Source organism: Hymenobacter latericoloratus, assembly GCF_014199535.1.
GTDB lineage: Bacteria > Bacteroidota > Bacteroidia > Cytophagales > Hymenobacteraceae > Hymenobacter > Hymenobacter latericoloratus.
The window spans coordinates 1-25,914 of sequence record NZ_JACHNV010000004.1; the positions used below are offsets into that span (position 1 = coordinate 1).

General features: G+C 62.6%; 20 protein-coding genes. 8 read left to right on the top strand and 12 right to left on the bottom strand.

Translation table 11 applies throughout. The features are described from left to right. Positions 1–214: 214 nt before the first annotated feature. On the bottom strand, positions 215–1,564 hold the full coding sequence (locus GGU46_RS14510) for an AAA family ATPase (RefSeq protein WP_183404301.1): 1,350 nt from the start codon (positions 1,562–1,564) through the stop codon (positions 215–217). A gap of 255 nt (positions 1,565–1,819) precedes the next feature. On the opposite strand from GGU46_RS14510, the gene GGU46_RS14515 reads away from it, so the two are divergent. Next, a complete protein-coding gene (locus tag GGU46_RS14515) occupies positions 1,820–3,211 on the top strand; it encodes a thioredoxin domain-containing protein (protein WP_183404302.1) in 1,392 nt (463 codons plus the stop codon). A 208-nt stretch (positions 3,212–3,419) separates the two neighbouring features. Here the strand turns inward: GGU46_RS14515 and GGU46_RS14520 are convergent, their stop codons facing one another. After that, positions 3,420–5,519, bottom strand: coding sequence for a sigma 54-interacting transcriptional regulator (locus GGU46_RS14520; RefSeq protein WP_183404303.1), 2,100 nt, complete (start codon positions 5,517–5,519; stop codon positions 3,420–3,422). Positions 5,520–5,766: 247 nt separating this feature from the next. On the opposite strand from GGU46_RS14520, the gene GGU46_RS14525 reads away from it, so the two are divergent. From GGU46_RS14525 to GGU46_RS14535, 3 genes are all read left to right on the top strand, one after another. Next, the gene (locus GGU46_RS14525) at positions 5,767–7,101 is read left to right on the top strand and encodes a TolC family protein (protein ID WP_183404304.1); all 1,335 of its coding nucleotides are present in this window, start codon (positions 5,767–5,769) and stop codon (positions 7,099–7,101) included. A gap of 107 nt (positions 7,102–7,208) precedes the next feature. Further along, a complete protein-coding gene (locus tag GGU46_RS14530) occupies positions 7,209–7,634 on the top strand; it encodes a universal stress protein (RefSeq protein WP_183404305.1) in 426 nt (141 codons plus the stop codon). 84 nt (positions 7,635–7,718) lie between these two features. After that, the gene (locus GGU46_RS14535; protein ID WP_183404306.1) at positions 7,719–8,822 is read left to right on the top strand and encodes an HlyD family secretion protein; all 1,104 of its coding nucleotides are present in this window, start codon (positions 7,719–7,721) and stop codon (positions 8,820–8,822) included. Between the two features lie 54 nt (positions 8,823–8,876). Here the strand turns inward: GGU46_RS14535 and GGU46_RS14540 are convergent, their stop codons facing one another. Then, a complete protein-coding gene (locus GGU46_RS14540; protein ID WP_183404307.1) occupies positions 8,877–9,275 on the bottom strand; it encodes a four helix bundle protein in 399 nt (132 codons plus the stop codon). A 96-nt stretch (positions 9,276–9,371) separates the two neighbouring features. Here GGU46_RS14540 and GGU46_RS14545 point away from each other — a divergent pair, with 96 nt between their 5' ends. After that, positions 9,372–10,943: a DHA2 family efflux MFS transporter permease subunit gene (locus GGU46_RS14545; RefSeq protein ID WP_183404308.1), complete on the top strand. Its 1,572-nt coding sequence runs from the start codon at positions 9,372–9,374 to the stop codon at positions 10,941–10,943. Positions 10,944–11,057: 114 nt separating this feature from the next. On the opposite strand, the gene GGU46_RS14550 is transcribed toward GGU46_RS14545, so the two are convergent. From GGU46_RS14550 to GGU46_RS14570, 5 genes are all read right to left on the bottom strand, one after another. Further along, on the bottom strand, positions 11,058–11,756 hold the full coding sequence (locus GGU46_RS14550; RefSeq protein WP_183404309.1) for a hypothetical protein: 699 nt from the start codon (positions 11,754–11,756) through the stop codon (positions 11,058–11,060). Positions 11,757–11,886: 130 nt separating this feature from the next. After that, on the bottom strand, positions 11,887–12,909 hold the full coding sequence (locus tag GGU46_RS14555; RefSeq protein WP_317171921.1) for a hypothetical protein: 1,023 nt from the start codon (positions 12,907–12,909) through the stop codon (positions 11,887–11,889). A gap of 141 nt (positions 12,910–13,050) precedes the next feature. Further along, a complete protein-coding gene (locus GGU46_RS14560) occupies positions 13,051–13,986 on the bottom strand; it encodes a hypothetical protein (protein ID WP_246399035.1) in 936 nt (311 codons plus the stop codon). 303 nt (positions 13,987–14,289) lie between these two features. Continuing rightward, positions 14,290–15,693: an energy transducer TonB gene (locus tag GGU46_RS14565; protein ID WP_183404311.1), complete on the bottom strand. Its 1,404-nt coding sequence runs from the start codon at positions 15,691–15,693 to the stop codon at positions 14,290–14,292. Then, positions 15,647–16,081 carry a BlaI/MecI/CopY family transcriptional regulator gene (locus GGU46_RS14570; protein ID WP_183404312.1) on the bottom strand — a complete coding sequence of 145 codons (435 nt, stop codon included), beginning with the start codon at positions 16,079–16,081 and terminating at the stop codon, positions 15,647–15,649. Before GGU46_RS14570 ends, GGU46_RS14565 begins: the two co-directional genes overlap by 47 nt. Before the next feature lie 185 nt (positions 16,082–16,266). Between GGU46_RS14570 and GGU46_RS14575 the strand changes: the two genes are divergently transcribed. Then, positions 16,267–17,490, top strand: coding sequence for an alpha/beta hydrolase family protein (locus GGU46_RS14575; protein WP_317171922.1), 1,224 nt, complete (start codon positions 16,267–16,269; stop codon positions 17,488–17,490). Positions 17,491–17,571: 81 nt separating this feature from the next. On the opposite strand, the gene GGU46_RS14580 is transcribed toward GGU46_RS14575, so the two are convergent. From GGU46_RS14580 to GGU46_RS14595, 4 genes are all read right to left on the bottom strand, one after another. Then, a complete protein-coding gene (locus tag GGU46_RS14580; protein ID WP_183404314.1) occupies positions 17,572–17,925 on the bottom strand; it encodes a hypothetical protein in 354 nt (117 codons plus the stop codon). Between the two features lie 80 nt (positions 17,926–18,005). Continuing rightward, entirely contained in the window at positions 18,006–20,504 is a 2,499-nt protein-coding gene (locus GGU46_RS14585; RefSeq protein ID WP_183404315.1) for a penicillin acylase family protein, read from the bottom strand. Positions 20,505–20,582: 78 nt separating this feature from the next. Next, on the bottom strand, positions 20,583–21,185 hold the full coding sequence (locus tag GGU46_RS14590) for a hypothetical protein (protein ID WP_183404316.1): 603 nt from the start codon (positions 21,183–21,185) through the stop codon (positions 20,583–20,585). A 171-nt stretch (positions 21,186–21,356) separates the two neighbouring features. Next, positions 21,357–22,175 carry a septal ring lytic transglycosylase RlpA family protein gene (locus GGU46_RS14595; RefSeq protein ID WP_183404317.1) on the bottom strand — a complete coding sequence of 273 codons (819 nt, stop codon included), beginning with the start codon at positions 22,173–22,175 and terminating at the stop codon, positions 21,357–21,359. Positions 22,176–22,557: 382 nt separating this feature from the next. Here GGU46_RS14595 and GGU46_RS14600 point away from each other — a divergent pair, with 382 nt between their 5' ends. Next, complete coding sequence (locus GGU46_RS14600) at positions 22,558–23,472, top strand: DUF72 domain-containing protein (protein WP_183404318.1); 915 nt, start codon at positions 22,558–22,560, stop codon at positions 23,470–23,472. A gap of 294 nt (positions 23,473–23,766) precedes the next feature. Further along, a complete protein-coding gene (locus GGU46_RS14605) occupies positions 23,767–25,863 on the top strand; it encodes a matrixin family metalloprotease (RefSeq protein WP_183404319.1) in 2,097 nt (698 codons plus the stop codon). The last annotated feature ends 51 nt before the right edge of the window (positions 25,864–25,914 follow it).

Here is a 25,914-nt window from a genome sequence, read left to right on the forward strand (position 1 = left end):
GCCCCGCATTGAGCTGGTTGAAGGCCTGCATGGCTTCCGACTGCGGGGGGGGGGGGGGGGTGGGGGGGGGGGGGGGCGGGGGGGGGGGGGGGGGGGGGGGGGGGGGGGGGGGGGCCGGGGGGGGGGGGGGGGGGGGGGGGGGGGGGGGGGGGGGGGGGGCGGCCCCCCCCCCCCCCCCCCCCCCCCCCCCCCCCCCCCCCCCCCCCCCGCCAAATCAGGCCAGTAGCTTCTTTTTCTGCTGGTTGGCCTTGGCGGGCTGATCCAGCCAGTAGTCGTCCAGCAGGGGTGCAATTTCCTGCTCCAAAATCAGCTGCAGCCACTTTGGGGCGGCGGCGGGGGTAGGGGGCGGCTGGCAGAAGTAGCTGTGGCCGAGGCAGAAATCGGGGCCCAGCTCGGGGTCGTCGGCAATGACCTGGTTTAGCTCCGTGAGGCGGGTAGTAAGGCGGCTGATGACGGCGGCCGGAACCTGGTGAGCGGCCAGAAACACCTGCAGCGGCGCGCCAAACTCAGGCTCCAGACTCACGAAGGCGAAACGGCGACGTAGGGCGTAATCCAGGGGGGCCAGGCTACGGTCGGCCAGGTTCATGGTGCCAATCAGGTACACGTTTTCGGGCACGAAGAAGGGCGGGCTGCCGGCCGGGGCGTAGGGTAGGCGCACGGCGTGGGCCGGGCCGCGCTTGTCGGCCTCCAGCAGCAGCAGCAGCTCCCCGAAGATGCGGGCCACGTTGCCGCGGTTCAGCTCGTCAATCAGCAGAAAATAAGGCCGCGCCGGGTCCTGGGCGGCGCGCTGGCAGAAATCCACCAGAATACCATCCTGCAGCCGAAAGCCGCCGGTGCCATCCGGCCGGAAGCCCTGCACGAAATCCTCATAGCTATAGCTGGGGTGAAACTGCACCAGCTCCACGCGGGCTGCGTCGGTAGCGCCCAGCTCCAGCCAGGCCAGGCGCCGGGCCAGGAAGGTTTTGCCCGTACCCGGCGGCCCCTGCAGAATCAGGTTGCGGCGGCGGCGCAGGGCAGCCAGGGTAGCATCCAGCTTCTCCTCCGAAATAAACAGCTCCCCCAAAGCCTGCGGCCGACTGTAAGGTTCCGGCGCGGGCCGCTCGTAGGCCAGTGCGGGCTCCTGCACGGTAGAGGGTACTGGCACTGCCGGCTCGTTTGGCGCTTCGGGAGGGGTAGGGCGCCCGGGTTTACGGGCCTTCGTGGGCACTGCCTCGCGGGTGGCGCCGGTGTACAGCTCCTGCATCTGCTCTTGGGCGGCCACGTCGCCGTCGAGCAGGGGCGAGTTTTCGAGGGTGGGGCGCTTGGTGGCAATAGTGAAGTCGAGCTGCTCCAGCACCCGGTTGGTGGGCGCGCCTGCCGGCAGAGGCCAGGGCGCATCCGGAACGCCCGTTGCCAACCGGAACGCCAGCTGGGCCACGGCCCGCGGGGCGTAGCGCTTGCCCCTGAAAACCAGGTCATAGACGGTGCTCAGGGGCATGCGCGGGCCCTGCTGGTCCATCTGGTGAAGGGCCTGAATAACCTGGTCGCGGGTGAGGTGGGTAGGGTCGAGGTTGGGGGTTGGCATCCGGTTCTAAAGTACGGGCAAAACACCGTTGCCGCCGCGTTTGCTCCCGGGAGGTGGTGAAATAGTGAGATGCTGAATGGGTGCGTTGACCGTGCTAATAGTGTGGGGCAGCGGGCAGGTAGCGCCGGGAAATGCTACCCCGTAGTGGAGCGAAGCTCCGGCCGGGCAGCAGGCCGAGAAAGGGCGCCGGGCCTCATTCACGCGGTTTTCCTACTTTCGCACATCTATTCTTACTTCCTTATCCTCATAAACCCGATGAAAAAACCAGGCTATTGGCTGCTATTCCTATTTCTGAGCCTGTTGGTGCATGCCGCCCCGGCTCAGCAGCTGCGGTTTGAAAAAGACTCGCTGGATAACGTGCTAAAAAAGGCCCGCAAACTCCAGAAACCCGTATTTCTGCTGCTGATTGCTCCGCCGCCCCAGTCCGGGCTTTCCAAGGAAAAGCAAGAGCAGTTCTACGGTACGGGCCTCGACGACGCCAGCGTAGCGCCTGTGCTGCAGCGGGAGTTTCTGCTGGTGCAGGCTTCTTTCAACACCCCGGAAGGTAAGCGCACCGCGCGCCGTTACCACGTTAGTGCCTACCCCACCTACCTCTACCTGCACCCCGATGGCACGGTGCTGCACCGCAGCTTCGGCAATACCCGCGACCCGCAACGCTACCTGCGCGACTTTGACGTGTTTCGTCGGAAACTGGCCGACCCGGCCAACCTGAGCCAGCTGGAGCAGCGCTACGCTGCCGGGGAGCGAGAAGCCAGGTTTCTGCGCCAGTATATTCAGGCCCGCCGGAGCGTGGGCGCCCCCATTAGCCCCGCGCTGCTGGATGCTTACGTGGGTGAATTGCCCGTGAAAGCCTTCGATCAGTTTGCGGAGGTGCTGTTCGTGCATGAGTGCGGCCCGGTGGTGGATAGCCGGGCCTACAAGCTGGCGCGGCTAAACAAGCGGCTGGTTGACAGCATGTACGCGGTGCTGCCCCTTGCGCAGCGGGTAGCCTTCAACAACCTGATCATCAACAATACCATGCAGGCCGCCATTGCAACCCGCGACCAGGGGCTGGCCCAGCAAGGGGCCAATTTCGCGCGCGGTAGCTGGTCGGGCAAGGATTTCACCCGGGGCATGCGCACCTACGAGCAGAATATGCTGCGCTATTACCAGGCCCTGCGCGATACCACCCACTACCTGCCTTTGCTGATCAGCTTCTACGAGCGGCACTACATGGCTACCCCCGCCGATACCATCCGGCGCCAGCGGGCCGCTCAGCAGGCCCTGCGCTCCTTTCAGCAGCCTACACCTTACCCCAACCTAGCCCGGCCCGACTTGGGCGCGACGGTTGTGCGAATGGTTCCGGCGGTGCGGGGCGGAGTGGATACGTACGCCCTTGACCTGAACAATGGGGCCTGGACCGTGTATACTTCCGGTACGCGCCGCACCAGCTACCTAACCCAGGCCATGCGCTGGAGCCAGCGGACGATAGACCTGGACCCCCGCGCCGCGTATTACGACACGCTGGCTCACCTGCTCTACGCCCTCCGGCTGTACACGGAGGCCGAGGCCACCCAGCAAAAGGCTATTGCGCAGGCTAAAAAAGAAAACCTGCCGGGCGCTGATTTTCAGCAGGTATTGCGCAAAATCAAGACCCGCACGCTGTAAGCTGCCGCTTTAGCCGGCCGTTCAACAGAAACGCCAACCCCCTTCAAGCCTCCAAAGCCCCCGCGCGGCAACCCCCGTCGTTGAACGGTTGGTGTTGCCGCGCCGGGACTCTAAGTGGCCTCAGCGGGCCTTATTGCCAACAGGCAGCCCCGCTGAGGCTACCCCCTCAGGACCACCTGAACAGCAAACTCACCATTTCACCATCTTACTATTTCACCTCCACTGTCCGCTGGATGCCCAGCTTTTTCATGCGGGCTTCCAGGGTTTTAGGGTTGATGTCGAGGAGGACGGCGGCGCCGTTGGGGCCGCTGACGCGGCCGCTGGTGCGGCGCAGGGCCGCCAGAATATGGTCGCGCTCCTGGTCTTTGAGAGTTTTGAGCGGGCCGCCGGTTTCGGGCTTCTCGGGAGCCGCCTGGGCGGCTGCCGAGAAGCCCGCAAACTCCAGAAACGGCCCCTGACTAACGATGACGGCCTGCTCCAGCACGTGCTCCAGCTCGCGCACGTTGCCGGGCCAGCCGTACTGGCGCAGGGCCTTCAGGTCCCGCTCGCGCAGGCCGCGCACGGGCTTGCCCATCTGCTTGGTGAACCGCTCCAGAAAGTGCCGCATCAGGGGCTCAATGTCCTCGGGCCGCTCGCGCAGGGGCGGCAGCTTAATCGGAAACACGTTGAGGCGGTAGTACAAATCGGCGCGAAAATGGCCGGCGGCTACCTCGTCTTCCAGCACCCGGTTGGTGGCTGCAATAACCCGCACATCGGTCTGGATGACGCGGCGGCCGCCGATGCGCTCAAACTCCTTTTCCTGCAGCACCCGCAGCAGCTTGGCCTGCAAATCGAGGGGTAGCTCGCCTACCTCGTCCAGGAAAATCGTCCCCCCATCGGCCAGCTCAAACTTGCCGATGCGCCGGTCGTGGGCCCCGGTAAAGGCGCCCTTCTCGTGGCCGAACAGCTCACTTTCAATGAGTTGGGCGGGTAGGGCGGCGCAGTTGATTTTGATGAGGGCCCGCTCCTTGCGCGGCGAGAGGTTGTGCAGGGCCCGGGCCACCAGCTCTTTGCCCGTACCGGTTTCGCCGGTAATCAGCACAGTAGTGTCGGTGGGGGCTACCTGCGAGAGGCGGGTATATACCTGCTGCATCACGGCGCTACCCCCCACGAAGTCGTCGAGGCGGGCGGCGGCCGAGGTGTTGATTTCGTCGATGAGGTAGGTGCGCTCCCGCTCCAGCTGGGCCCGCAAGGCATCAATCTGCTCGAAAGCCAGCACGTTCTGGATGGCCAGCCGGATTTGCGGGACCAGGGTTTGAATCAGCTCCAGGTTTTCCTCGGTGAAGGCCAGGGGCTGATGACTGGCCAGAATCAGGGCGGCGGCCGGCTCTCCGTTTGTGTCCAGGGGGGCGCAGAGCAGCGACTGGGTGCCCCGCTCCTCCCGGATGTAGCGCAGCAGAGCGTACTGGCGGGAAAGGGCTTCAAAATCGGTGCCCACGTACACGGCAGGGCGCGAAAAGAGCTCTACCACGGCCTCTTTGTTTTGCACGGGGTGGGGGAGGTCGTCGTAGCGGTTTTCGTCCAGGGCGGCAAAGGTGCCATCGGGCTGCTTGTTGAACTCGGCCAGGGCCCGGACCGGCGAACTGGTCTTTCGCACCCGCACCCCGAAATAGTCGCAGGGTACTACATGGTTGATTTCGGTGGCAATGGTCCGGAACAGCTCCCCGCGCTCCTTGATGCTGAGCAAGGCATTGTTGAGGGCCAGCTGCATGGATTTTTCCTGCTCCCGGCGGGCTATGTCTTCGAAAGCCAGCGTGTTGGTTACGGCCACCGCCACCAGGCTGCCAATCTTTTCCAGCAGGTCCACGTCGGTGGGGGAAAACTCCGGCTGCCGGCGCGATACCAACGACAGCAGCCCGATCAGCTGCCCGCTGGTGCGCAGCGGCACCACAATAAAGTAGCGCATGCCGCGCTCCAGCAGGGCGCCAAAGGGCTGGTACTGAGGATATGCTTTGAGCAGTTCTTCCAAATCGTACTGGCGCAGGTGGGTCTGGTGCACAAACAGTTCCACGGGCGTGCCTTCAATGGGGCCGCGCGTGGGCTTGCCCCCGGCCCTGGTTTGGTTGGGCAGTAGCACTTCTCCCAGGTAGTCGCGCAGGAACACGCGCCGATACTGATGCTCCGCGTCGAGGGTCAGGATGGTAATGGCGTCAAAGGGAAAAATCAGCCGCAGCTTCTCCGTCATGCTCCGAAACAAATCCTCCTTGTTGCGGGTGGTGGCAATGGCATCGTTCAGATACAAAAGCAGAGAATCATCCTGGTCTGGCATGGCAGTTCACTACGGTTCAGGTGACTAGAAGGGGTAAGATATATTCCTTAAATATCAGGAATAATATTGAGGATATTCTGATATATGAGGAAAATGGAGACACATCATCAGAATGTAATAGGCCCTCTACGAAAATTATTTTCTGCGTTTAAACGCACTAGGCGCAGGTTTAGGGGTAGATTAAAATGGTTTTAACGGGTTGGCATGCGGTTGGGTAAAAGGCAAACATCCCTAAGCTGTTTCAGATATGCTTTTCCGACCCCAATACACCGCGCCGCTACTCGCAACCCTGGGGTTGCTGGTAGGTAGTGCGGCCCACGCCCAGGTGCCGATTGCCACCGCTACGGCCGGCGACTCTCTGTCGCTGGAGGCCACCGTCCGCTCGGTGCTGGATGCTAACCCGGCCATCAATGCCCTGCAGGAAGAAGTAAATCAGGCCCAGAGCCGCCTCGAAGAAAGCCGCACTTATCTGCGACCCGTGGTAGAAGGCACGGTGAGCTACACCCGCATCGACCCGGTAGTAAAAATTCCACTCGGGGACGCCACCTTCCAGCTGGCCCCCGCCAATAACTACGACGGCCACGTAACGGCCCGCTATACGGTGCTCGACTTCGGGCGGGCCAACGCGGCCATTGAAGCAGCCCGCAGCCGCACCCTTACGGCCGCCGACCAGATCAACGTCACCCGCCGCGACCTGGCCTTTGCTGCCGCCCAGAGCTACTACAGCATTCTGTTTGCCCGCGAAGCCATTCGGGTGCAGGACGCCCAGATTGCGTCCCTGCGCCAGCACCAGCGCGAAATGGAGAAGCGAGTACAGGGCGGCGTGAGCACTAACTTCGACGTGACGACCACTCAGGTGCGCATTGCCCAGGCCCAGGACCGCAAAATTGACCTGCAGAATCAGCTCCGCAACCAGGAGATTCAGCTGGCTCGCCTGCTACACCGTCCCGAGTCGGAAGTGGTGCCGGTGCGGGGCCGTTTCGAATACAACCCGCAGGCCGTGGACGTAGCGGCGGCCCTGGCCAAGGGCGCTGAAAACCGCCCCGAAGTAAAGCTGGCGAAGGATGCCGAGGCTACGGCCGCCGCCCAGCTGCGCGTGGCCGAAGTCGGCAACAAGCCTACCCTGAACTTAGTAGCCCAGGCTGGCGGTAAAAACGGCTACATCGTGCCGAACCTGGAGCGCGTCCGCTTCAACACGGTAGCCGGCGCCCAGCTGAACATCCCGATTTACGACGGCGACCGGAACCGCTACCAGCGCGCGGAGGCTCAATCGGCCATTAAAGGCGCTCAGTCGCGCACCCAGGACACCCAGGAGCAAGTACGCGCTGACGTGCTGCAGGCCGTGAACAACATGCAGTCGAGCACGGCCCGCTACGACAACTCCGAGGTGCAGATTACGCAGGCCACCGATGCGCTGACCCGCGCCCAGGCCCGCTACCGCTACGGCGTGGGCTCTAACCTCGACGTGCTGGACGCCGAAACCCAGCTGGCTCAGTCCCGCCTCTCGCGCCTGCAGGCCATCTACAACTACACCCTCGGCCAGTACCAGCTCCGCCGCGCCACCGGCGAGCAGATTTGGTAGATTCTAGGGTATGGGGGTAGGAGGGTGCGAGGGTAGGAGTTTTTGCCCTCACACCCTCACACCCCCCTACCCTCACGCCCTCCTGCCCTCACACCCTACATCACCTCATGACCATCCTGTGTCCGATTGATTTTTCTGCCGCGACGGAGGCGGTGGTGAAGTACTCGGCCGCGCTGGCGGCGGGTACGGGCGCCGAGCTGCGGCTGCTGCACGTGCTGGAGCCCGCGCCCCGCGCCACCACGGCCCCCGTGAACGATGTGGAGTTGGCCCGGCAGCTGGCCCGGCACCGGGAAGCGGCGCTAACGGCTGGGGCTCAGGTTACTACCGCCGTTGTTTCCGGCAACGCCGCGCGTGAAATCGTAGAAGAAGCCCGACGCCACCCCGCTGACATCATTGTTATAGGAGCGCACGGCCAAACGGGCCTGACGCGCTTTCTAATGGGTAGCACCGCCGAAACCGTAGTGCGCACCGCCCCGTGCGTGACACTACTGGTAAAGCCCGGGTGCCCCAGTGCTTACCGCCAATCGGCGTAACGGACAGAGATAGGGGCGGCTTTGCCGTGCTACCTGTTCTTTATTTACAAATCCCTTCTTGACAACGAACAACCAAGTACCCATATGGCAACTCCCGTTCAACACGATCCGGCCGTAGCGCCTACCTCATCTGCCGCTTACGAGCCGGCCGTGGAGGAACAAGAAGGTCGCTCCAAGCGCCCGATTGTCTTACTTATTCTGGCCCTGGTGCTGCTGGTGGGCGGCTACTTTGGCTACCAGCGTTACCAGTTCGGGCAAACCCACGAGGAAACCGACGATGCCCAGGTAGAAGGCGATGTGTATCCCATTCTGCCCCGCGTAACAGGCCCCGTACTGGAAGTAAAAGTGCAGGACAACCAGCAGGTGAAGAAAGGTGATGTGCTGGTGACCGTGGACCCGGCCGACTATCAGCAGCGCGTGAATGCCGCTGAGGCGGCTCTGGCGGCCGCCCAGGCCAACGTAGTGGCAGCCCGCGCCGCCGTGGGTACGGCCCAGGCCAACGTCAGCACGGCGCAGGCCACCATTGGCGTGAGTGATGCTAACCGCGCCCGCTTGGAGAAAGACCTGAAGCGCAGCCAGTTCCTGCGTAAGGAGGACATCATTCCGCAAAGTGAGTACGACGCCGTGCAGGCCAACCTGAAATCGACGACGGCCCAGCGGGCTACCGCTCAGCAGCAGGTGCGCGTGGCCCAGCAGCAGGTAGAGGCCGCCCGCCAGCAGGTGGCCGTAGCCGAAGCCGTAGTAAAGCAGCGCCAGGCCGACCTCGATAACGCCCGTCTGCAGCTGAGCTACACCACCATCACGGCGCCCGGCAACGGCATCGTGAGCCGGAAAAACGTGCAGCCGGGTCAGGTAGTAAGCCCTAACCAGCAACTTATGGGCCTGGTAGCCAGCGGCAACACCTGGATTATCGCCAACTTCAAGGAAACCCAGCTGGAGAACATGAAAGTGGGCCAGCCGGTAAGCGTGGAGGTTGATGCCTACCCGAACGAGGAATTTGCCGGCCACATTGAGTCGCTTTCGGCCGCTACCGGTGCCCGCTTCGCCCTGCTTCCTCCCGATAACGCCTCGGGCAACTTCGTGAAAGTAACTCAGCGTATCCCCGTCAAGATTGTCCTCGACAAAGTTGACCCCGAACATCCCCTCCGCGCCGGCATGAGCGTGGTAGCGACGGTGAAGGTGAAATAATTTTAGGGTAGGAGGGTATGGGGGTAGGAGTTTAGGAAGGAATAGCTTCGCTGATCAAAGAGCGTCTTTTTCCCTTCTAACTCTGTCCCGCGCTGTCTTTTCGGCTTTACCCAGAATGGCCATAATGGCATTGGCCTCGCTGAGTAACTCATCCAGCTTGCCTGGGGGCAATGTGCCAGCTTCATTCAGCAATTCGAGCCATAGCACCGACTCATCAGCTTCTTCTAAGGCAATGTGCAGCTTGGCGGCGAATTCCCGTTGGGATCGGGCCCGGCAAGCAGCCCGATAGTTGGCCGCTACTGACATTCCGGAGCGCACTAGCTGGGCCCCGGCAGCCCGGCCGGAAGGTGTTACGGGCAGCCGGTCGGTCAGCTTCATCACACGCAGCGCAAACGCTTTAGTGCGTTGCCTGAACTCCTCCGCAAAGTCAAAGTTGGACTGTGTATTCGGCATAACTCACTAGGTATAGAGTTGAGATAAAGTCAAATAAAGCCTAACCACCGCTAATTTCCTCACGCCCTCCTACCCCCATACCCTCGTACCCTACCTATGGAAACCGGATTTACCAAGTGGATCATCGTCATTACGGTGGTGATGTGCTGCTTGCTGGAGCTTATTGATACCAGTATTGTGAACGTGGCCCTGACCCAGATGATGGGCAACCTCTCGGCCACGCAGCAGGAGGTAACCTGGGTAATTGCCTCCTATGGCATTGCCAACGTAATTGTTATCCCGATGACGGGCTTCCTGGCCGAGCAGTTCGGGCGCAAAAACTACTACCTCGTGTCCGTAATTCTGTTCACGCTGGCTTCCATTGCCTGCGGTCAGAGCACCAACATCTGGGAGCTGGTGGCCTTCCGCTTTATCCAGGGCATTGGGGGCGGAGCCCTCATGGCTACCTCCCAGGCCATCCTCATCGATACCTTCCCGCCCAAGCAGCTGCCGCTGGGTCAGGCCTTGTTCGGCATGGGTGTAATTATCGGCCCTACCATTGGCCCCACGCTGGGCGGCTACATTGTGGATAACTACGACTGGCCCTGGATTTTCTACGTGAACGTGCCGGTAGGCATTCTGGCCTCCATCTTCACCGTGCTGTTCATCCGGGACCCTGAGCGCATCAAAAACGCCGTGCCGCGCCCCCTGCGCGAAATCGACTGGGCCGGGATTGGCCTGCTGATTATGGGAGTGGGCTCCTTGCAGCTGGTGCTGGAGCAGGGCGAGTCGGAAGACTGGTTTGAAAGCGCCTACATCAACATCTTTACCGCCCTGGCCGTTATTGGCCTCGTGGGCTTTGTGTGGCGCGAGCTGACGGCCCGGCAACCCATCGTGGATCTGCGGGTGCTGGGCAAGAGCCGTAACCTGGCCGTGGGTGCGGTGTTGTCGTTTGTGCTGGGCTTTGGCATGTTTGCCTCGGTGTTCATCTTCCCGATTTTCACCCAGCGCATCCTCGGCTTCTCGGCCGCTCAAACGGGCTACATCCTGCTACCCGGAGCTTTGGCCTCGGGCCTCATGATGCCCCTGATCGGCAAGATGCTCCAGGCCGGGGTGCCCCAGAAGTTCATGATTCCGGTGGGCTTCAGCATCTTCTTTGTCTTCACCTTCTGGATGGCCCAGATTATTTCACCCACGGCCGGCGAGTCGGACTTCTTCTGGCCCCTGATGGTGCGCGGCTTGGGCATGGGCCTGATTTTCCTGCCCATTACTACCATGAGCCTGGCGGGCCTCTCGGGTAAGGATGCGGGCCAGGCGGCCGGCCTCACCGGTATGATCCGGCAGCTGGGCGGCTCGTTCGGGGTAGCCATTGTGGGTACCTACCTGGAGCGCAGCATTGCCCAGAACCGCATCAGCCCGCTGGCGCACATCTCGCTCTACGACACGAACACGGTGCAGCGCATTCAGGCGTTTACGGCCAACTTTATGTCGCGCGGCTTCTCCTTCGAGCAGGCCCAGAAGCAGGCTTATGCCGCCCTGGAAGGCATTCTGATGAAGCAGGTTTCCATTATCACCTACTCACAGGTGTTCACCATGATTGGCTTGTTCTTCGTCTGCTGCCTACCCTTGGTACTGCTGATCAAGCGCGCCCGGCGCGGCGAGAAAATCGACCTGAACGCCGCCCACTAACCAGCGGGCGGTACCCCGGAGAAATGCCTGTTTAACCACTGCTTCTCCATGCAAAAGCCCTGGCAATGTTATTGCCGGGGCTTTTTGCGGGTATGAGGGGGTAGGAAACCGGCCTTAGAAAGCCCAGCCAATGTTCAGCCCCGATGATACCTTCAGGGGGCTTTCCTTGTCGGCGGTGCCGGTGTACTGGTCGTTGGCGTCGTAGGTTTTTTCGGTTTTGTTGCGGTAGCCCAGGCCGGTAAACACATCTACTACCAAATGCCGGCCCAGCACCTCCTGAAAGCCGAACAGCAGGTTATAGTTGTGGTTGGTGGTTTTGATGCCGAAGCGGATGCCCAGGTCCTTTACCTCCGAGCGGTAGGTAGCGGTGGTGTAGGAGTAGTGGGGCGAGAGGTAAAAGCCCTCCGGCGCCGGCTTCCGCTTGGTCAGGTAGTGCCTGTACTGCACCTGAAAGCGGTGCCCCTGGGTACGCGTGCGCACATCCGTCCAGGCCACGCGGGCGTGCCCGCCGGCAACCAGAGCCGTGGTAATAGCCGCGCTCAGGGCCGCGCCGCCGATGAAGTTAAACGGATGATTGGTCCCCAGGTAGGAGTAGCCGGCGGCCACGCTGCTACGGGCACCCAGCACCCGCTCGTAGCCCACCCTCGACTCCACGGAAAAGGGCAGTTGCCCATGAATCCAGCCCAGAGGGGCTAGTTTAATAATGTTGCGCTTGGGCGCGGGCAGGCCCGCGCTCTGGCCGGCAGCGGTGCCGCTCAGCAGCAGGCACGCCCCCAAAGCGCTGCCCCACCGGGTAGGTACTGCAAAAGGCATTAGGAAGGGGAGTAGGGATAATGTCAAATACAGAGAGTAGCGTGAAGTAAACGGGCCGCACCGGGCACAAAGCAGCCCCTGGCTTCGCTACGCGGGGTAGGAAAGCCAGGGGCTGCGGGCGCCGGAGCAGTTACTGGTACTGAATATAGAGGGGCTTGGGCGTCAGCTCGGCCAGCACTTCCTTGGGGGTCATGATGTGGTGCGGAGCCGGCCGCGCATCGTACTCATAAAACAGCTTGAAGCCAGTGTACTGCACGGGCTGGGTCTGGATATAGTCGCGGTAGGAGTCTTTCTTCAGGACGGGGTTGCCCCAACCGTCCATGTGCATCACTACCTGCACCCGCGGGTCGAGCTTGATTTTCTTGTAGTTGGTAATCATGCCCTCCGTGAAGCGGTGCACCGTCAGCACTTTCGGCGGGAGCTTGTTTTCGCTTACAATGCGGGCCAGGAAGTTGATGGCGTAGTTCACGTCCTTGGCATCGTAGGTCCCGATTTTCTTGCCCGGGCGCACGCCTTTGGTTTTCATGGCAAACTCCGGGTCGATGCCCATGTGCACGATGGGGTCTTTCAGCCAGGGCTCCAGCTTGTGCAGCTCGTGCTCCAGGTCGGAGAGGCCTACCTGCACATCCAGGAATACAATGCAGTTGTTGTCCTTGGCCCACTGAATCGTTTCGTCGATGGTGGCCTTGGAGTTCATCAGGCGGTATTTGCCGTCCTTGCCGGCCGCGGCCTGGGCCGTGATGGTCACGCTATGCAGGGCCGGCTGAACCGGCAGGCTGGGGTCGGCTTCCTGCCACTCCTTCTGCACTTTCCGGAACTTGGCCAGCATCTGCTCCTTCGGCTCGCGGCCCAGAATACCCATGCCTTTCGCCCGGATGTTGCCGTAGAATGCCACGATGCGGTGACCGGGCAGAATGGCGCCGGGCAGCTGTCCGTTTTTCTTGGCAATGGAATCGGCCTTGAGCGAGTCGCGCATCATGGCCTGGCGCTTCAGGGCCACGGTGTCCACCACAACCGGCTTGGTTGTATCGGCCGCGGCCGCAGTGTTTTCAGATTCGGTGCCCGAGCGGGAGCCGCAGCCGGGTAGGGTAGTAAGGGAAAGAGCGAGGCCCAGGGTGGTGAGGCCAGCGCCAAAAACAGAAAAGTGCCGCACGGATGAACGTAAATAAGAGAGAGTTGCCGGAAAGTTACGGGTTCCCGGCGCAGCTACGGCGTAGCAGCTCGTAATTTTTGTGGGGCTTACCGGCTGCTACCTACCTATGTTTCTACACCAATAGCCGAAATTCCCTACCCCTTATTGGTATTGGATGTAGAGCGGGGCGGGCGTCAGGGCGGCCACCTCCCGGGGCGTCATCAAACGCGACTCGCCTTTGCGGTCATTGCGGTAGAAAATCTTGAAGCCGGTGTATTCCACGGGCTCTTTCCGGATGAATTTGCGGTAGGAGCTGCGCTTGATGCTGGGCGTGCCCCACCCATCCATGTGCATCACAATCTGCACCCTGGGGTCGAGCTTGATATTCTGGTAGTTGGTAACCATATCCTGGCGGAAGCGGTGCACTACCAGCACTTTGGGGGGTAGATGATTCTCGCTGACCAGGCGGGCCAGAAACTGGCGGGCGTAATTGATATCCTGGGCGTCGAACTCGCCTACCTCCGTACCCGGCCGCCGCCCCGACTTCATGGAAAACTCCGGGTCGATGCCGAGGTGTACGAAGGGCAGGCGCAGGTACTTGGCCAGGGGCGGTAGCTCATGCCCCAGATCGGAGAGGCCCACCTGCACATCCAGGAAAACCAGCGTGTTGTGCTCCTGTCCCCACCTTATTACCCGCCGGATGGTGCTGTCGGGCAGGGCCAGGCGGTACTTGCCATCGGCTCCTGAATCACGCTGGGCAATAACGGCAATCAGGTGCAGGGCGGGGCGCACGGGCAAGGAGTCGGCCCGCTGCCACTCGGCGGCCTGCTTATTTAGCCGAGCCAGCATCTGCTCCTTTGGCAGCTCACCCAGAATGCCCATGCCCTTGTGCAGCGGGTTGCCATAAAAAGCTACAATGCGGCTATCGGGCAGCACCGCCCCCGGCAGCTGCACGCCGGCCCGGGCCACGGAGTCGGCCCGCAGAGAGTCGCGGCGCACCAGTTCCCGCTGCTGCCGGGCCGTAGCGGCTGGGCTTGGGCGGGGCTTCCGCTCGGGCTGCGAATTGCAAGATGCCAGGCCCCAGACTGCCAGCAGCAAGCACAACAACCGGCGTAGCGAAGCCAACCACAGCCTGTCAGAAGAGAAAGGAAATTCCAGAGAATGGCACATCAACGCACGAGTCAGACCAAAAACGCTGGAGGTTGCTTTCGGGTAACCGCCCTTCCGCCGCTTTAGTTATAGTGTCCGGAGGCCGTTAAGATAAACTACCCAATAAAAAGAAGCCGCCGCCTGCGTAGAACAGACGGCGGCTTAGGGATAAAATGCCAGGTAGCGGTGGAGTACCGGCAGCCTGGCTCCTGGGCACGGCAGGTTGCCCGAAACCAGGTTCCTACCCCTGATTTATAGGGCAAACGTGATAGGAATAGTGTATTGCACGGCCACTGCCTGGCCTTTTTCGCGGCCCGGAGTCCAGCGGCCGGGCAGGTTGCGCACCGCGTTCAGGGCAGCTTCGTGCAGGGCCTGCGCCGCTGGCGTGCTGCTGTTCGCGCGGGCCGGTTGTCCCTGGCTACCGGGGTCGGTACTCGTGGTTTCAATTCCCTTCCGGACCTGAACGGCCTGCAGGCTGCCGTCGGCGGCTACAATAAAGCTTACAAACACCCGGCCTTCCAGCTTCTCGGCTCTCGCCACCTCGGGGTATTTGATCAGCGCGGCAATATCGGCCAGCAGCTGCTTGGGGCCGCCCTCATACTCCGGCATTTGCTGTGCCTGGTTGTAGGCCGGTAGGGGCGGAGGCGGCGGGGCGAGGGTGGCCGAGGCCGACAGGGTAGGCGGCGGGGGCGGGGGTAGCTCGGCGGCCTTCTCGCAGGCCATAGTGAAAAGCAGGGCCGCGCTCAGCGGCAGAGCCAGCCACCGTTTCCAGCGGGGCGTGGGCGCATACGAGGTAAGCATACGGATACGGGTAAGGGTGAGGGATTGGGTAAATGAATGGGCAAGCGGTAAGTCGGGCTGAAACTGGCCCAGAGCCAAACGGGCCAGCAGGGCAGCGTAAGGGCCGGCGGGGTTGCCGGGGGTAGCAGGGGTAGCGCCCAGGGCGGCGGCATCGGCCAGAAACTCGTGGGTGCACTCCAGCGCCCGGGGGTATAGGTGCACGAAGGGCGAAGCCCAGAGCAGGGCCCGCGCCACTTCCAGCAGCAGGCGCGTGCGGGTGTGGCCCTGCTGCACATGGGCCACCTCGTGGGCCAGGATTGCCGCCGCCTCGGCTGGTGCCAGGCCGGCCGTTTCATCCCAGAATATCCAGCGCCCAAAGGAGCTGATAGGGCGCCGGCCTCCGCTGAACACCAGGGTATAGCCGGGGCGCAGCTGCCGGGGCCAGTGCCGGGTACCAAGCCACAGGTGCAACACCTGCCCGCCTAGGCGCAGCAGCAGCCCCAGAGCCACCGCTCCGTACAGGGCTGGCAGCCAGGCCAGCGCATTGGCGGCAACGGCAGTAGCTCCGGGGCCGGGCGCAGCCAGTATCCTGACGGTGGGCAGCAAGCCTCCCGGCAGCAGCATGCCGCCGCCCAAGGTTCCGCTCCAAACTGCCCACCCGCGCATAAACCACGGGGCGCCCAGGGTGAGCAGTGGGGGCAGCCCCAGCGCCAACCAGGGCACCAGCAGCAAAAACCGGCGGTTGTAGCCAAAGCACCGCTCCCGGCGCAGCACCAGGTAGTACAACAGCCACCCGGCCCCGAGCAGCAGAGTGCTCTGGCCCAGCCAGCTAAGCAGGACGAGTAGGCTCGTCGTTGGGAGAAGGAGGGGTAGCATCGGCGGAGGGGGTAGGGGGTGAGGCCTGGGCGTGGCGCAAGAGCTCGTCGAGCTGGGCAGCGTCCAGGTTTTCTTCCTTAGCGAAAAAGGAAACCAGCCGCGAGAAAGAGCCGCCGAAGTAGCCACCCAGCAGCTTGCGCAGCGAAAAGCGGCGGTATTCGTCCTGGGCAATGAGGGCGTGGTAGCGGTGGGTGCGCCCAAAAGCTTCGTGGCCCACAAAGCCCTTCTGCTCCAGAATCCGGATGATGGTGGATACGGTGGTATAGGCAGGGGTAGGGGCCGGCAGTTCGGGCACCACGTCCTTCACGAAGGACGGGCCGCGCTGCCAGAGCACCTGCATTACCTGTTCTTCGGCGCGGGTTAGTTCGGGAAATGGAGTATCGGGCATAGCAGGAAGTAAGTGAGGCAAGAAAGATGTAACTAATTAATTAGTTTGTCAACTAAGTTTATAGTAAATGATAAAATGATGCACGTATTGTTCTCTGCTTAAGAGGATAAGAGCCGGCAGGGCGGAACGAGGGGCGGGCTTCGGGTGTTCTTTCCAGTACCACATCCTTTCTAACCGTACTCTTCGTGACGCTATCTAATCTTCGCCGGATGACGACCGGGTGGGCCCTGAGCTTACTGGCCCTGCTGCTGACGGCTCCGGGCTGCAAAAGCAACTCGCCCGAGCCGACTGATACCACCACTACCACGCCTCCGGCTCCGCCGGCGCCTACCCCCGTGCTGGTGGGCAGCACCCTGATTGGTGAGTACAGCACCTCTACGCTGGCAGGCCGCGTGGCTGATATTCCGCTGGTAGGCTCCCTGGTCCGCTTTCCTATTAAGGTGTACCGCCTGACCTACAATACCACCAACACCGACGGCAAAACCATTACGGCCTCGGGGGCTTTGCTAGTGCCGGCCGCCCCGCAGGCGTTGCCCGTTATCAGCTACCAGCACGGCACCCTGCAGCCCGATGAGGAAGGCCGGGCTCCTTCCTACTACAGCTCGGGCAGTGAGCTGTGGTCGGCTGTGTCGGTGCTGGCTTCCACCGGCTACGTGGTATCGGCCCCCGACTATATCGGCTACGGTGCCTCCAAGGCCTTGCCCCACCCCTATGAGCACGGGCCTTCTCTGGCCTCGGCCTCGGCCGATATGCTACGGGCGGCGCGGGAGTTCTGCAAAAAGGAAAACATAGCAGTTAACCAGAAAAACTTCCTGCTAGGCTATTCCGAAGGTGGCTACGCTACCATGTCGTTGCACAAGCTGCTGGAAGAAAAGTACGCCACCGAGCTGCCCGTAGCGGCCAGCGCCCCCGGCGCCGGGGCCTACCACAAAACGGCCTTCGCCCAGTACATCATGAAATCGGAGCAGCCCCTGAACTTCCTGAGTACCTACGTGTGGGTGCTGGATACCTACAACCGCGTGTACGGCCTGAACCGGCCGCTGTCGGCGTACTTTAAGGAGCCCTACGCTACCCGCCTGCACGCTAACCCATTCAGCTCGGTGCCTAACAAGGCGTCGGAACTGTTCGCGGAGCCTTTCCGGCAGGCCGTACTCAATAACACGGATGCTGCTCTCGCGGCGGCTTTCAAGGATAACGACGTGTACGACTGGAAGCCCACTGCTCCCGTAGCCCTGTTCCACGGTACCGCCGACGACTACGTGCCCTACTTCAACTCGCAGGATGCCTACAATGCTATGCGGGCCCGCGGCGCTACCCAGGTGCAGCTGAAGCCTATTCAGGGCGGCAACCACTTTACTTCGGTGGCTACCTACACGCTACAGGCCTTTGCGTTTATCTCGCAGTATTAAGTCTGTTTCTCCTAGGAGGCACCCGGCAACAAAAAGCCCGCTTACCACCGTGGTAAGCGGGCTTTTTGTTGCTGAATCAGATTATTGAGTGATGCCCGTGGCCTGGGAGGCAGGGCGGAGCGCCTGCCGGGCCCAGGTGCCGCTCAGGGCCGCCAGCCCACCCACCAGCCCCGCTACTACCCCACTCACCAGCACCAAAGTCCAGGCGTTGCCGCCCAGGGGCAGGAGAGTAACCAGGCGGGAGGCCAGCCGCTCGGCGCCGTGGGTGGCGAGCCAGGCCGCCGGTAGCCACCAGCTCAGCGCGGCACCTAGCAGCCCCGCCAGAAACGCCCGCCCCCCGCTGAGTTGGCTCCAGGCCGCTACCGCAAAGCACAGGGGCACCAGCACCCACCAGGGCAGCAGCAGCTGAGCCAAGGAAGACAGAACAAGAATCAATAGGAGGGAAAGCCAGAAGCGCGCCATAACAGCGTAGAAAAAGCAGATATACAAGGGGTAGAAACGGGCCGGGGTTGTGGCTACGGTCGGGCTTCCAGCCGCCAGGCCGCCTGCAGGCGCGGGTGGTTTTCGTCGGCAGCGCGCAGAAACACCAGCTCATCGAGCTTGCCCACCCGCCAGGACTCAATCATATCATCGTAGTAAGCCGAGGCAGGGTTGCCGCTCTGGCCGCCGGGAAAAATACCGTAGGCTTTCACCTGCGGGCCCAGGGCTACCACCATGCGCCAGGAGGGGCCATTGCGCGGCCCCGTGGCATTCACTGAGCCGGGGCTGCCAGGGCAGTCAATGTCCTGCCGGCCGAAGCCGGTCAGGTTGGCCAGGTGGTTGATGTCGGTGCTCTTCTGGTTAGCCCAGGCCCACTTTGGCCCCATTGGCCCAAACTTGCGGGTCAGGGAATCCACGGCGAAATGCAGGGAGGCGGTTAGCAGGTCGTGCACGTTTTCGCGCTTGGCGGTGGTGCGGTCATCAATCCAGGGGCTGGCCTTCTGAAAGCAGGTAAGCATGCTGCCCGATTCCCGCAGCAGCAACTGGTTGGTGCGGGCGCGGGAGGGGTAGCGCATTTCCAGACCCGCGGCGCTACCAAAGTCATCGTCCCAGAGGCGCTTTACCAGGTCATTATACCAGAGCTCAAACACGCTGGCGGCCACGGCATCGGACTCGTAGCGGTAGTTCCATTGGGCCAGCGCCCCCACCGCCGCGTACTCCGGCGAGTTAGGTAGCAGCGGCAGGAAGCAGTTGTCCGTCATTTTGCTGCCGGTTACAGTGCTCAGCATCCAGGGCAGCATCTGGCGGGCATTCACGCCCAGGTTGTCGTTCTGGAGGTTGCGCAGGCTGTCGGGGGTAGCGCCGCGCAGTTGGGTCAGGCGCTCATTAATGCGGTGTCCCCGGTCGGAGGGGGCGTAGTCCCAGCCGAGGTAGTAGGGGTAATCAAAACCAGCGGAAGGCTGGTTGGCCGACGATACGAAGCCCCGGGCCGGGTCCTTTACGTGCGGGTTCTGCTCCATCGGAATCCAGCCCTGCCAGTCGTAGCGCGCATCGGTGCCGTCCAAGATAAACTTGCCCTGGTCGGGCCACTTCAGCGGAAAGCGGCCGTTGGGCTGAATGGCAATTTCATTGCGGTTATCGGCGAAGATGAAGTTCTGGGCCGGGGAGGCGTACGTGCGCAGGGCGCGGCGGTAATCGGGGTAGGAGTGGGCGCGGTTGAGGCGGTAGAAGGCCAGCACCTCGTTGCCGCCGTCGTGGGCAGTCCAGCGCAGGGCGTGCCGGATGGGTGTCTGCTTGTTGAAAACCTTCTCCTGCTGGTCGTACACGATGGGGCCGTGGTGGGTGTAGAGCACCGTATCGAGCCGGTCGGGCTGGCCGCGCACCGCAATGCGCTCCACCACCCGGCGCACGGGCTTCCAGCGGCCCTCGTGCCAGTACTCGCGCTGGCGGGCGTCGCGGAACTTCAGCTGGTACCAGTCCAGCACGTCGCCGCCCACGTTGGTTACGCCCCAGGCCACATCCTCATTGAACCCAATAATGATGGTAGGCGCCCCCGGAATGGTTACGCCGTACACGTTTACGCCCGGCGCGTGCAGCTGGGCCTGGTACCAGATGCTGGGCAGGTTCAGCTGCAAGTGCGGGTCGTTGGCCAGCAAAGGCAGGCCCGAGGCCGAGCGGCTGCCTGCCACCGCAAAGTTGTTGGAACCCAGCTCCGGGTCGGGTTCCCGCTGGGGCAGCTTGCCCGCCATAGCGGCCGTGAAGGATGGGGGGGTAGGCGGCACCGGCCGGGGCTCGAACTCCAGTGGGGTGCCGGGCGGCACAATGGCGTCCGTGCGGTTGGGGTAGTCGGGAAACAGGTCGCGGACAACCTCCGGGCCGTATTTGCTCAGGATGTTGCTCAGGCGCAGGTCGTCGGAGCGGCCGCTCAGGTCCCAGGCCATCAGCTTCAGCAGCAGAGCGCTTTTCAGGGGTTGCCAGGGCTCAGGGGCGTAGTCGAGGAGCTTGTACTCGAAGGGGTAGTCTTTGGGCGAGAGGCTGTTGATGTAGGCATTCACCCCGGCCGCGTACGACTCCAGCACCAGGCGCGTGGTATCGTTGCGCAGCATTTCCCGCAGGGTATTTTCAGCCCCGTAGGGCAGGCCCATGCGGCGCTGAAACCGGTCGTACTCCAGGGCTTTGGGGCCCACTACCTCCGAAATGCGCCCGGCTGCTACCCGGGTCATGAACTCCATCTGCCAGAGCCGGTCGTGGGCCGTGAGGTAGCCCTGGGCGTAGTACAGGTCGTGCTCGTTCTGGGCAAAGATGTGAGGCACCCGCCTGTCGTCGAAGCGCACCCGCACGGGCTGGTGCAGGCCCAGTAGCTGCAGGGTTTGCTGGGCCGCCACGTCGGCTTCTGCCTCGCCGTTCTGCCACATGCCCCGGTAGGGGCTCAGCAGGCGGGCCAGCGGCGGCACGTCGCCTTGTTTGGTATTGAGGGTCCAGGTAAGGGTAAGCGTAACGAGCAGAACGAAGCCGGCCTTCAGAATACGAAGCATAAACTACCAGTGAGCAGGAGGGGCCCGGAAGGTAGTAAATGCTTCGTATTCTCTTGTTGACGGATGAAGGCTACCCCCTTACTCGGCCGGAACCGTGGCCGCTCCGCCTTTCGGCAGATACACCCGGAAGCCCAGGTTGATGTCGAAATAGCCCTTGCCAAAGGCCGTTGAGTTACCGCTGTTGGTGGCGTATTTCGCCAGAGCCTCCAGGCCCACGTTGGGCGTAATGAAGTAGCTGTACCCTACCCCCAGGCTGGCCAGCAGGCTAACGCTGCTGTTCTTATAGGTGTAGCTGTCCGCCTTGGTCCGGTAGCTGTTTAGCACTCCTCCTGCGCTTAACTCGCCAAACAACCGGTGCGGGCTGGTGGAGGGCAGGTAGTAGCGCAGCCACGGTAGAAGTCCCAGCTCCAGGTTCCGCTGTATGTTGCGGGGGCCGTATGGAGACTTGACGGATGAATACCCAACGGGTACCGCGATGCCCAGCGCCACGTTGTTGGCGACAAACGTGCCGATTGAAGGCGAAAGCTGCCCGCTGATCTGACGGTAGCCACCGTTCTTTTGGTAGGTAATGTTTCCGGCGCTCAAACCCAGCACCCGGGTGCCTTTCGTGGTTTGGCTCAGGGCCGTGTTGGCAGTGCATACGATGAAGCCGAGTGCTAGAAGGCAATACGTTTTTAACATGCAGAGAAAGGATAAAGATGTTGTTGGCTTGACGATCCAGAAACTCGATTAAGAGTTGCTTAAGTAGTAGGCAGAAGAAATATTTTCTTGAAAATTGGTCCGGCCCCAAGCATAAAAGCGCCGCTTCCGGTCCGGAAGCGGCGCTTTTATGCTTGGGGCGAAAGAAGAGTGCTACAGGTTCTCGCCCTGCCGGACCAAGCCGGCTATGCCCAGGCGAGCCAAGCGCTGGCGTACGGTATCGGCTTCGGCGGCGGTAGCAAAGCGGCCTACTACCACGCGGTTAAGTGCTTTGCCCTCCAGGGTGCTGGTGGTTACGGTGGTTACCAGTAGTTTGGGCTCCAGGCTCTGGATTTTGTCCATCACGGCGCGGGCATTGCGGGCGTCGCCGAAGGTACCGGCCTGAATCACGTAGGTAGCCGTTGGCTCCGGCGTGAGGGTCACGTCAGCGGCTTCCGAAGCACCAGCCCGGACATCGGCCAGCAGGCCCACGGCCACCGTGGAGTCGGTGGCCAGCGCCGCCAGGTTCTCCGGCGCATTGGTGGGGCCCAGGGGGGTATCGGGGCTTACTACCTCCGCTACTACCGATACGGCGCCGTGCGTAACAATACCCAGGGGGCGGGCCGCTACCTCCGAGAGGTCCAGAATGCGCTGGTGGCGGAACGGGCCCCGGTCGGTTACCCGCACCACTACCGATTCGCCGGTTTCGGGGTTGGAAACGCGCAGCTTGGTGCCGAAGGGCAGGGTTTTGTGGGCGCAGGTGTACTTGTTGCGGTCAAACCGCTCGCCGTTGCTGGTGCGGTGGCCTTGATGTTCGCGGCCGTACCAGGAGGCTCGGCCGCGCATTACCGTTGCTTTCTTGGCGGCAGCGGCGGGGGCTTTTTCATCTTCACGTATGCTTGCTGGGCGGGCCGAGGCCGAGAAGGCCGTCAGTAGCACAAAGAGCATGGCCATCATCAAGCCCGAGACATGCAGTCGTAGATTCAACGTCATCCGTTCTCTTGGTTGGTGAGTGCGACAAATCTAGGCGCGCCTCTTAAACCAAGCCCTGGCACGGCTACGTATCGGTACTGGTTAATCGTTAATAATTATACTTTTCAAATATTTTTTGCATTTAAGTTATTGAATGCAGCATCCTGGAAAAACGGATTGTGTTTCCTTAAGGCGTGTTTTGCACTCTTTTTAGGTAGTAGCATGTCGTTACATAAAATAAGACTATCCGCCTGTTAAAAAATTTTGTCCTTAGCCCGTTCCCGTGGCGCCAAGCTGGGTTGCAAATGTCGCGGAAATGTGCTAAGACCTGGGAAAGAAGGTGCAACGCGCCGGCCCCCTTTCCCGGCGCCGCACAACCGCAGTTTCACCGTATCTTCGGGGTATGGACTTTGGCCGCCTTTCCGACCTGCGCTACGTTAATTTTCGCCTACCCCCCGACCACGCCGAAACCCCACGGGTGCTGGCCCGGGCCCTGGCCCGCCAGCCCGCGCCGCCCGCCGTGTACGTGGGCTGCCCCATCTGGACGAACAAGGCCTGGCTGGGCAGCTACTTTCCGCTGGGCATCCGGGAGGCCGACTACCTGCACCACTACGGCCGGCAGTTCAACAGCATTGAGCTGAATACTACCCACTACCGCATCCCCGACGCCACTACCGTGCGGCGCTGGCGCGAGGCTGTGTCCCCTGCCTTCCGGTTCTGCCCCAAGCTGCCCCAGTCCATCAGCCACGACCGGGCCTTGTACAATGCCGACGAGTTGACGTTGAGCTTTTGCCGGGCCATTGAAGGCCTGGGGCCCACCCTGGGGCATGCGTTTCTGCAGCTGCCCCCTACCTTCGGCCCCGAGCATTTGCCGCGGCTGGAGCGCTATCTGCTCGATTTTCCGGCCTACGTGCCCTTGGCCGTGGAGCTCCGGCACCCGGGTTGGTTTGCCGATGCCGAGTTGCTGGCCTCTGTAACGGCCATGCTCGAAGCGCTGGGCAAACCACTAGTGCTCAGTGATGTAGCCGGCCGCCGCGACGTGCTGCACATGCGCCTGACCACGCCTGCCGCTTTCGTGCGCATCAACGGCCACGGCCTCATCGACTCCGATTTCCGCCGCGCCGACGACTGGGCCGCCCGTGTAGCCGGCTGGCTGGAAGCGGGCCTGCATACGGCCTATATCTTTATTCATCAGAAGGATATTATGCATTCCCCGCTCTGGGCCGAGCATTTCCTGCGCCGCCTGCAGGAGCTCACGGGCATGAGCGTGCAGCCGCCCCGCGTAATTCCGCAGCCCGTGCAGGGCAGCCTGTTCTAGCTGGTTCGCTCCTTAAAAATGCCTTGGACCTCCGCTGTGGAAGCGCCGGCCGGCTCCAGGGGGAAAGCAAGTGAAGGCCTGGTGCGGATAGCTGGGGTAACGGCCGGGCGCTAGGCAGCGCAGCCGCCCCCTCGGCATAAGCATTATAACATCGTGCATGATGAGCGGCCACCTTTCCTTTCCCGAGCCGGCAGTGCACGTAGCAGAAGGAGTGTAAATAAAGAGCGGCGGCCAAACCATTTGGCGGCCAAAACCAGTACCTTGAACCAGGCCCCTCCGGGCTTTTTCCACTTTATGAAATTTCTACTCTTTTTGTGCCTGGCCTCCGGGCTGGGGGGGCTGGTGCTGCCGGCCCGGGCGCAGGCGGTGGCCCCGCCTCTGGAAACCCGCTGCCTGCTTGTGCCCCTGGACCCGGCCGCCCGGGCCGCCCGCGTACCCCTGATTGTGGAAGCGGAAGTGCTCGACGCGGACGGGTTCCGGGCCCCGAATGGCCGCATCTACACCCGCCACCGGCTGCGGGTGTACAAGCAACTGAAAGGCACCGCCCCCACCGAGCTGACGGTGCTCACGGAAGGCGGTACCGTGGGTCTCGACCGGCAGGAGCTCACCAACACGCTGCGGCTGCAGCCCGGGCAGCAGGGCGTATTCTTTCTGGAGCGGTCGGCCTTTGCCGGAGTGCCGGCCGGGGCGGGCTGGGCCGTGTACGCCAGTGAGCAGGGCTTTGTGCAGTACGATGTGCGGACGGCCACCGCAGCGGAGCCTTTCCGCCGCTACCCCCTCATCGGCCCCGAGTTCTACCAGACCATAGCCGGCAGCAGCCCCCGGGAAGTGACGCCCAATGCGGCCTTGCAAACCGCCCTGGCCCGCCGGGCGGCGCCCGCTGCCGCGGCCCGACCCCTGGCCCCCGTCATTTCCAGTCTGCTACCCCAGAGCCTGACGGCCGGCACCGGGGCGGTGCTCACTATTTCCGGCTCAGGATTTGGCGCGGCCCGGGGCAGTGGCGCGGTGGAGTTTCGGAACGCCGATGACGGAGGCAGCACCTTTGTCCGGGTGAATGACGACGACTATATCAGCTGGTCGGACACCCGGATTCAGGTGCGGGTGCCTTCGTCCGGAGCCAACGGCAACCCCGCCGGCACGGGCCCGGTGCGCGTAACAACCTCCGACCAGCAGCCCACTACCAGCCTAACCTCGGTACAGATTGTGTACGCCGTATCCAACGTGCAGGACTCCCGCACCAAGCAGCGGGCGGTACCAGCGCACCGGAACCAGAATAGCACCGGCGGCATTACGTTCCGGTTCGAAACCAGCTTTACCGCCAACGCGGCTGCCAGTGCGGCCTGGCAACGGGCCCTGGCTACCTGGCGCTGCCAGACAGGTATCAACTGGGAGGTAGGGGAGCCCCGCAGCGGCCGGGGAGTCACCGAAGACGGCGAAAACGCCGTTGGCTTCGATAATGGCACTGAGCTGCCCACCAACGTGCTCGGGCGCACTACCAGCTACTACCGGGGCTGCTACCTGCCCAATGGAACGGTATCGTTCTACGTGCAGGAGATAGACATGCAGTTCGACGATGCCACCAACTGGCAGTTCGGGCCGGGTAATCCCACGGTTTCCCAGCTCGATTTTGAGTCGGTGGCGGTGCATGAGCTGGGGCACGCCCAGCAGCTTTCCCACCTGATTCTGCCCTCGGCCGTGATGCACTACGCCATTGCGCGCGGGCAGCGCAGCCGCACCCTGGCTGCGGCCAGCGACATTGCCGGGGGGCGCTACGTGCTGCGGAACCGCAGCTTTACGGCCCCGGTGTGTGGGGTAGCGCCCATGCTGCCCGCGCCGCTAACCGGGCAGAGCGCGGGTTTTGTGGCCGGCATTGGCACGACCGTGCAGTGGTCTACCCGAAATGAGTGCTTCGTGAGCGGCTTTGTGGTGGAGCGGGCCCCGGCCGATACCACGGCGGGCTGGCGGCAGGTAGGCACCGTAGCGGCCGGCGCTGCCAACGGCCAGTACCGCTTCCTCGATGCCCAGGCGCCGGCCGGCCTCAGCTACTACCGCCTGCGCCTGCAGCGCCCGGACAACAGCCTGGATACCGGACCACCCGTAGGGGTAACCGACGATGCCACGGCCAGCGCGGGGCTGCAGATTTTCCCTAACCCCATAGCCGGCGACGGCTCGCCCATTGGCCTTCAGTACCTGGGTACCGCGGCTGGTACGCTCACGGTGCGCTTCTACGATGCTGTGGGCCGCTATCTGGGAGGCTCCCTGGTTAATTATCAGCTGGGCCTTAATCGGCTGACGGTAACCCCGCCGGCGCTGCGCGCCGGCTACTACCTGGTCCGCTGGAATGACTCGAACGGTGCCAAGGGTACTACCCCCCTGGTGAAGCTGGACTAAGCTGCCCGGTACCAGTAAAGACAAAAGCCGCCGGTCCGGCGGTTTTTGTCT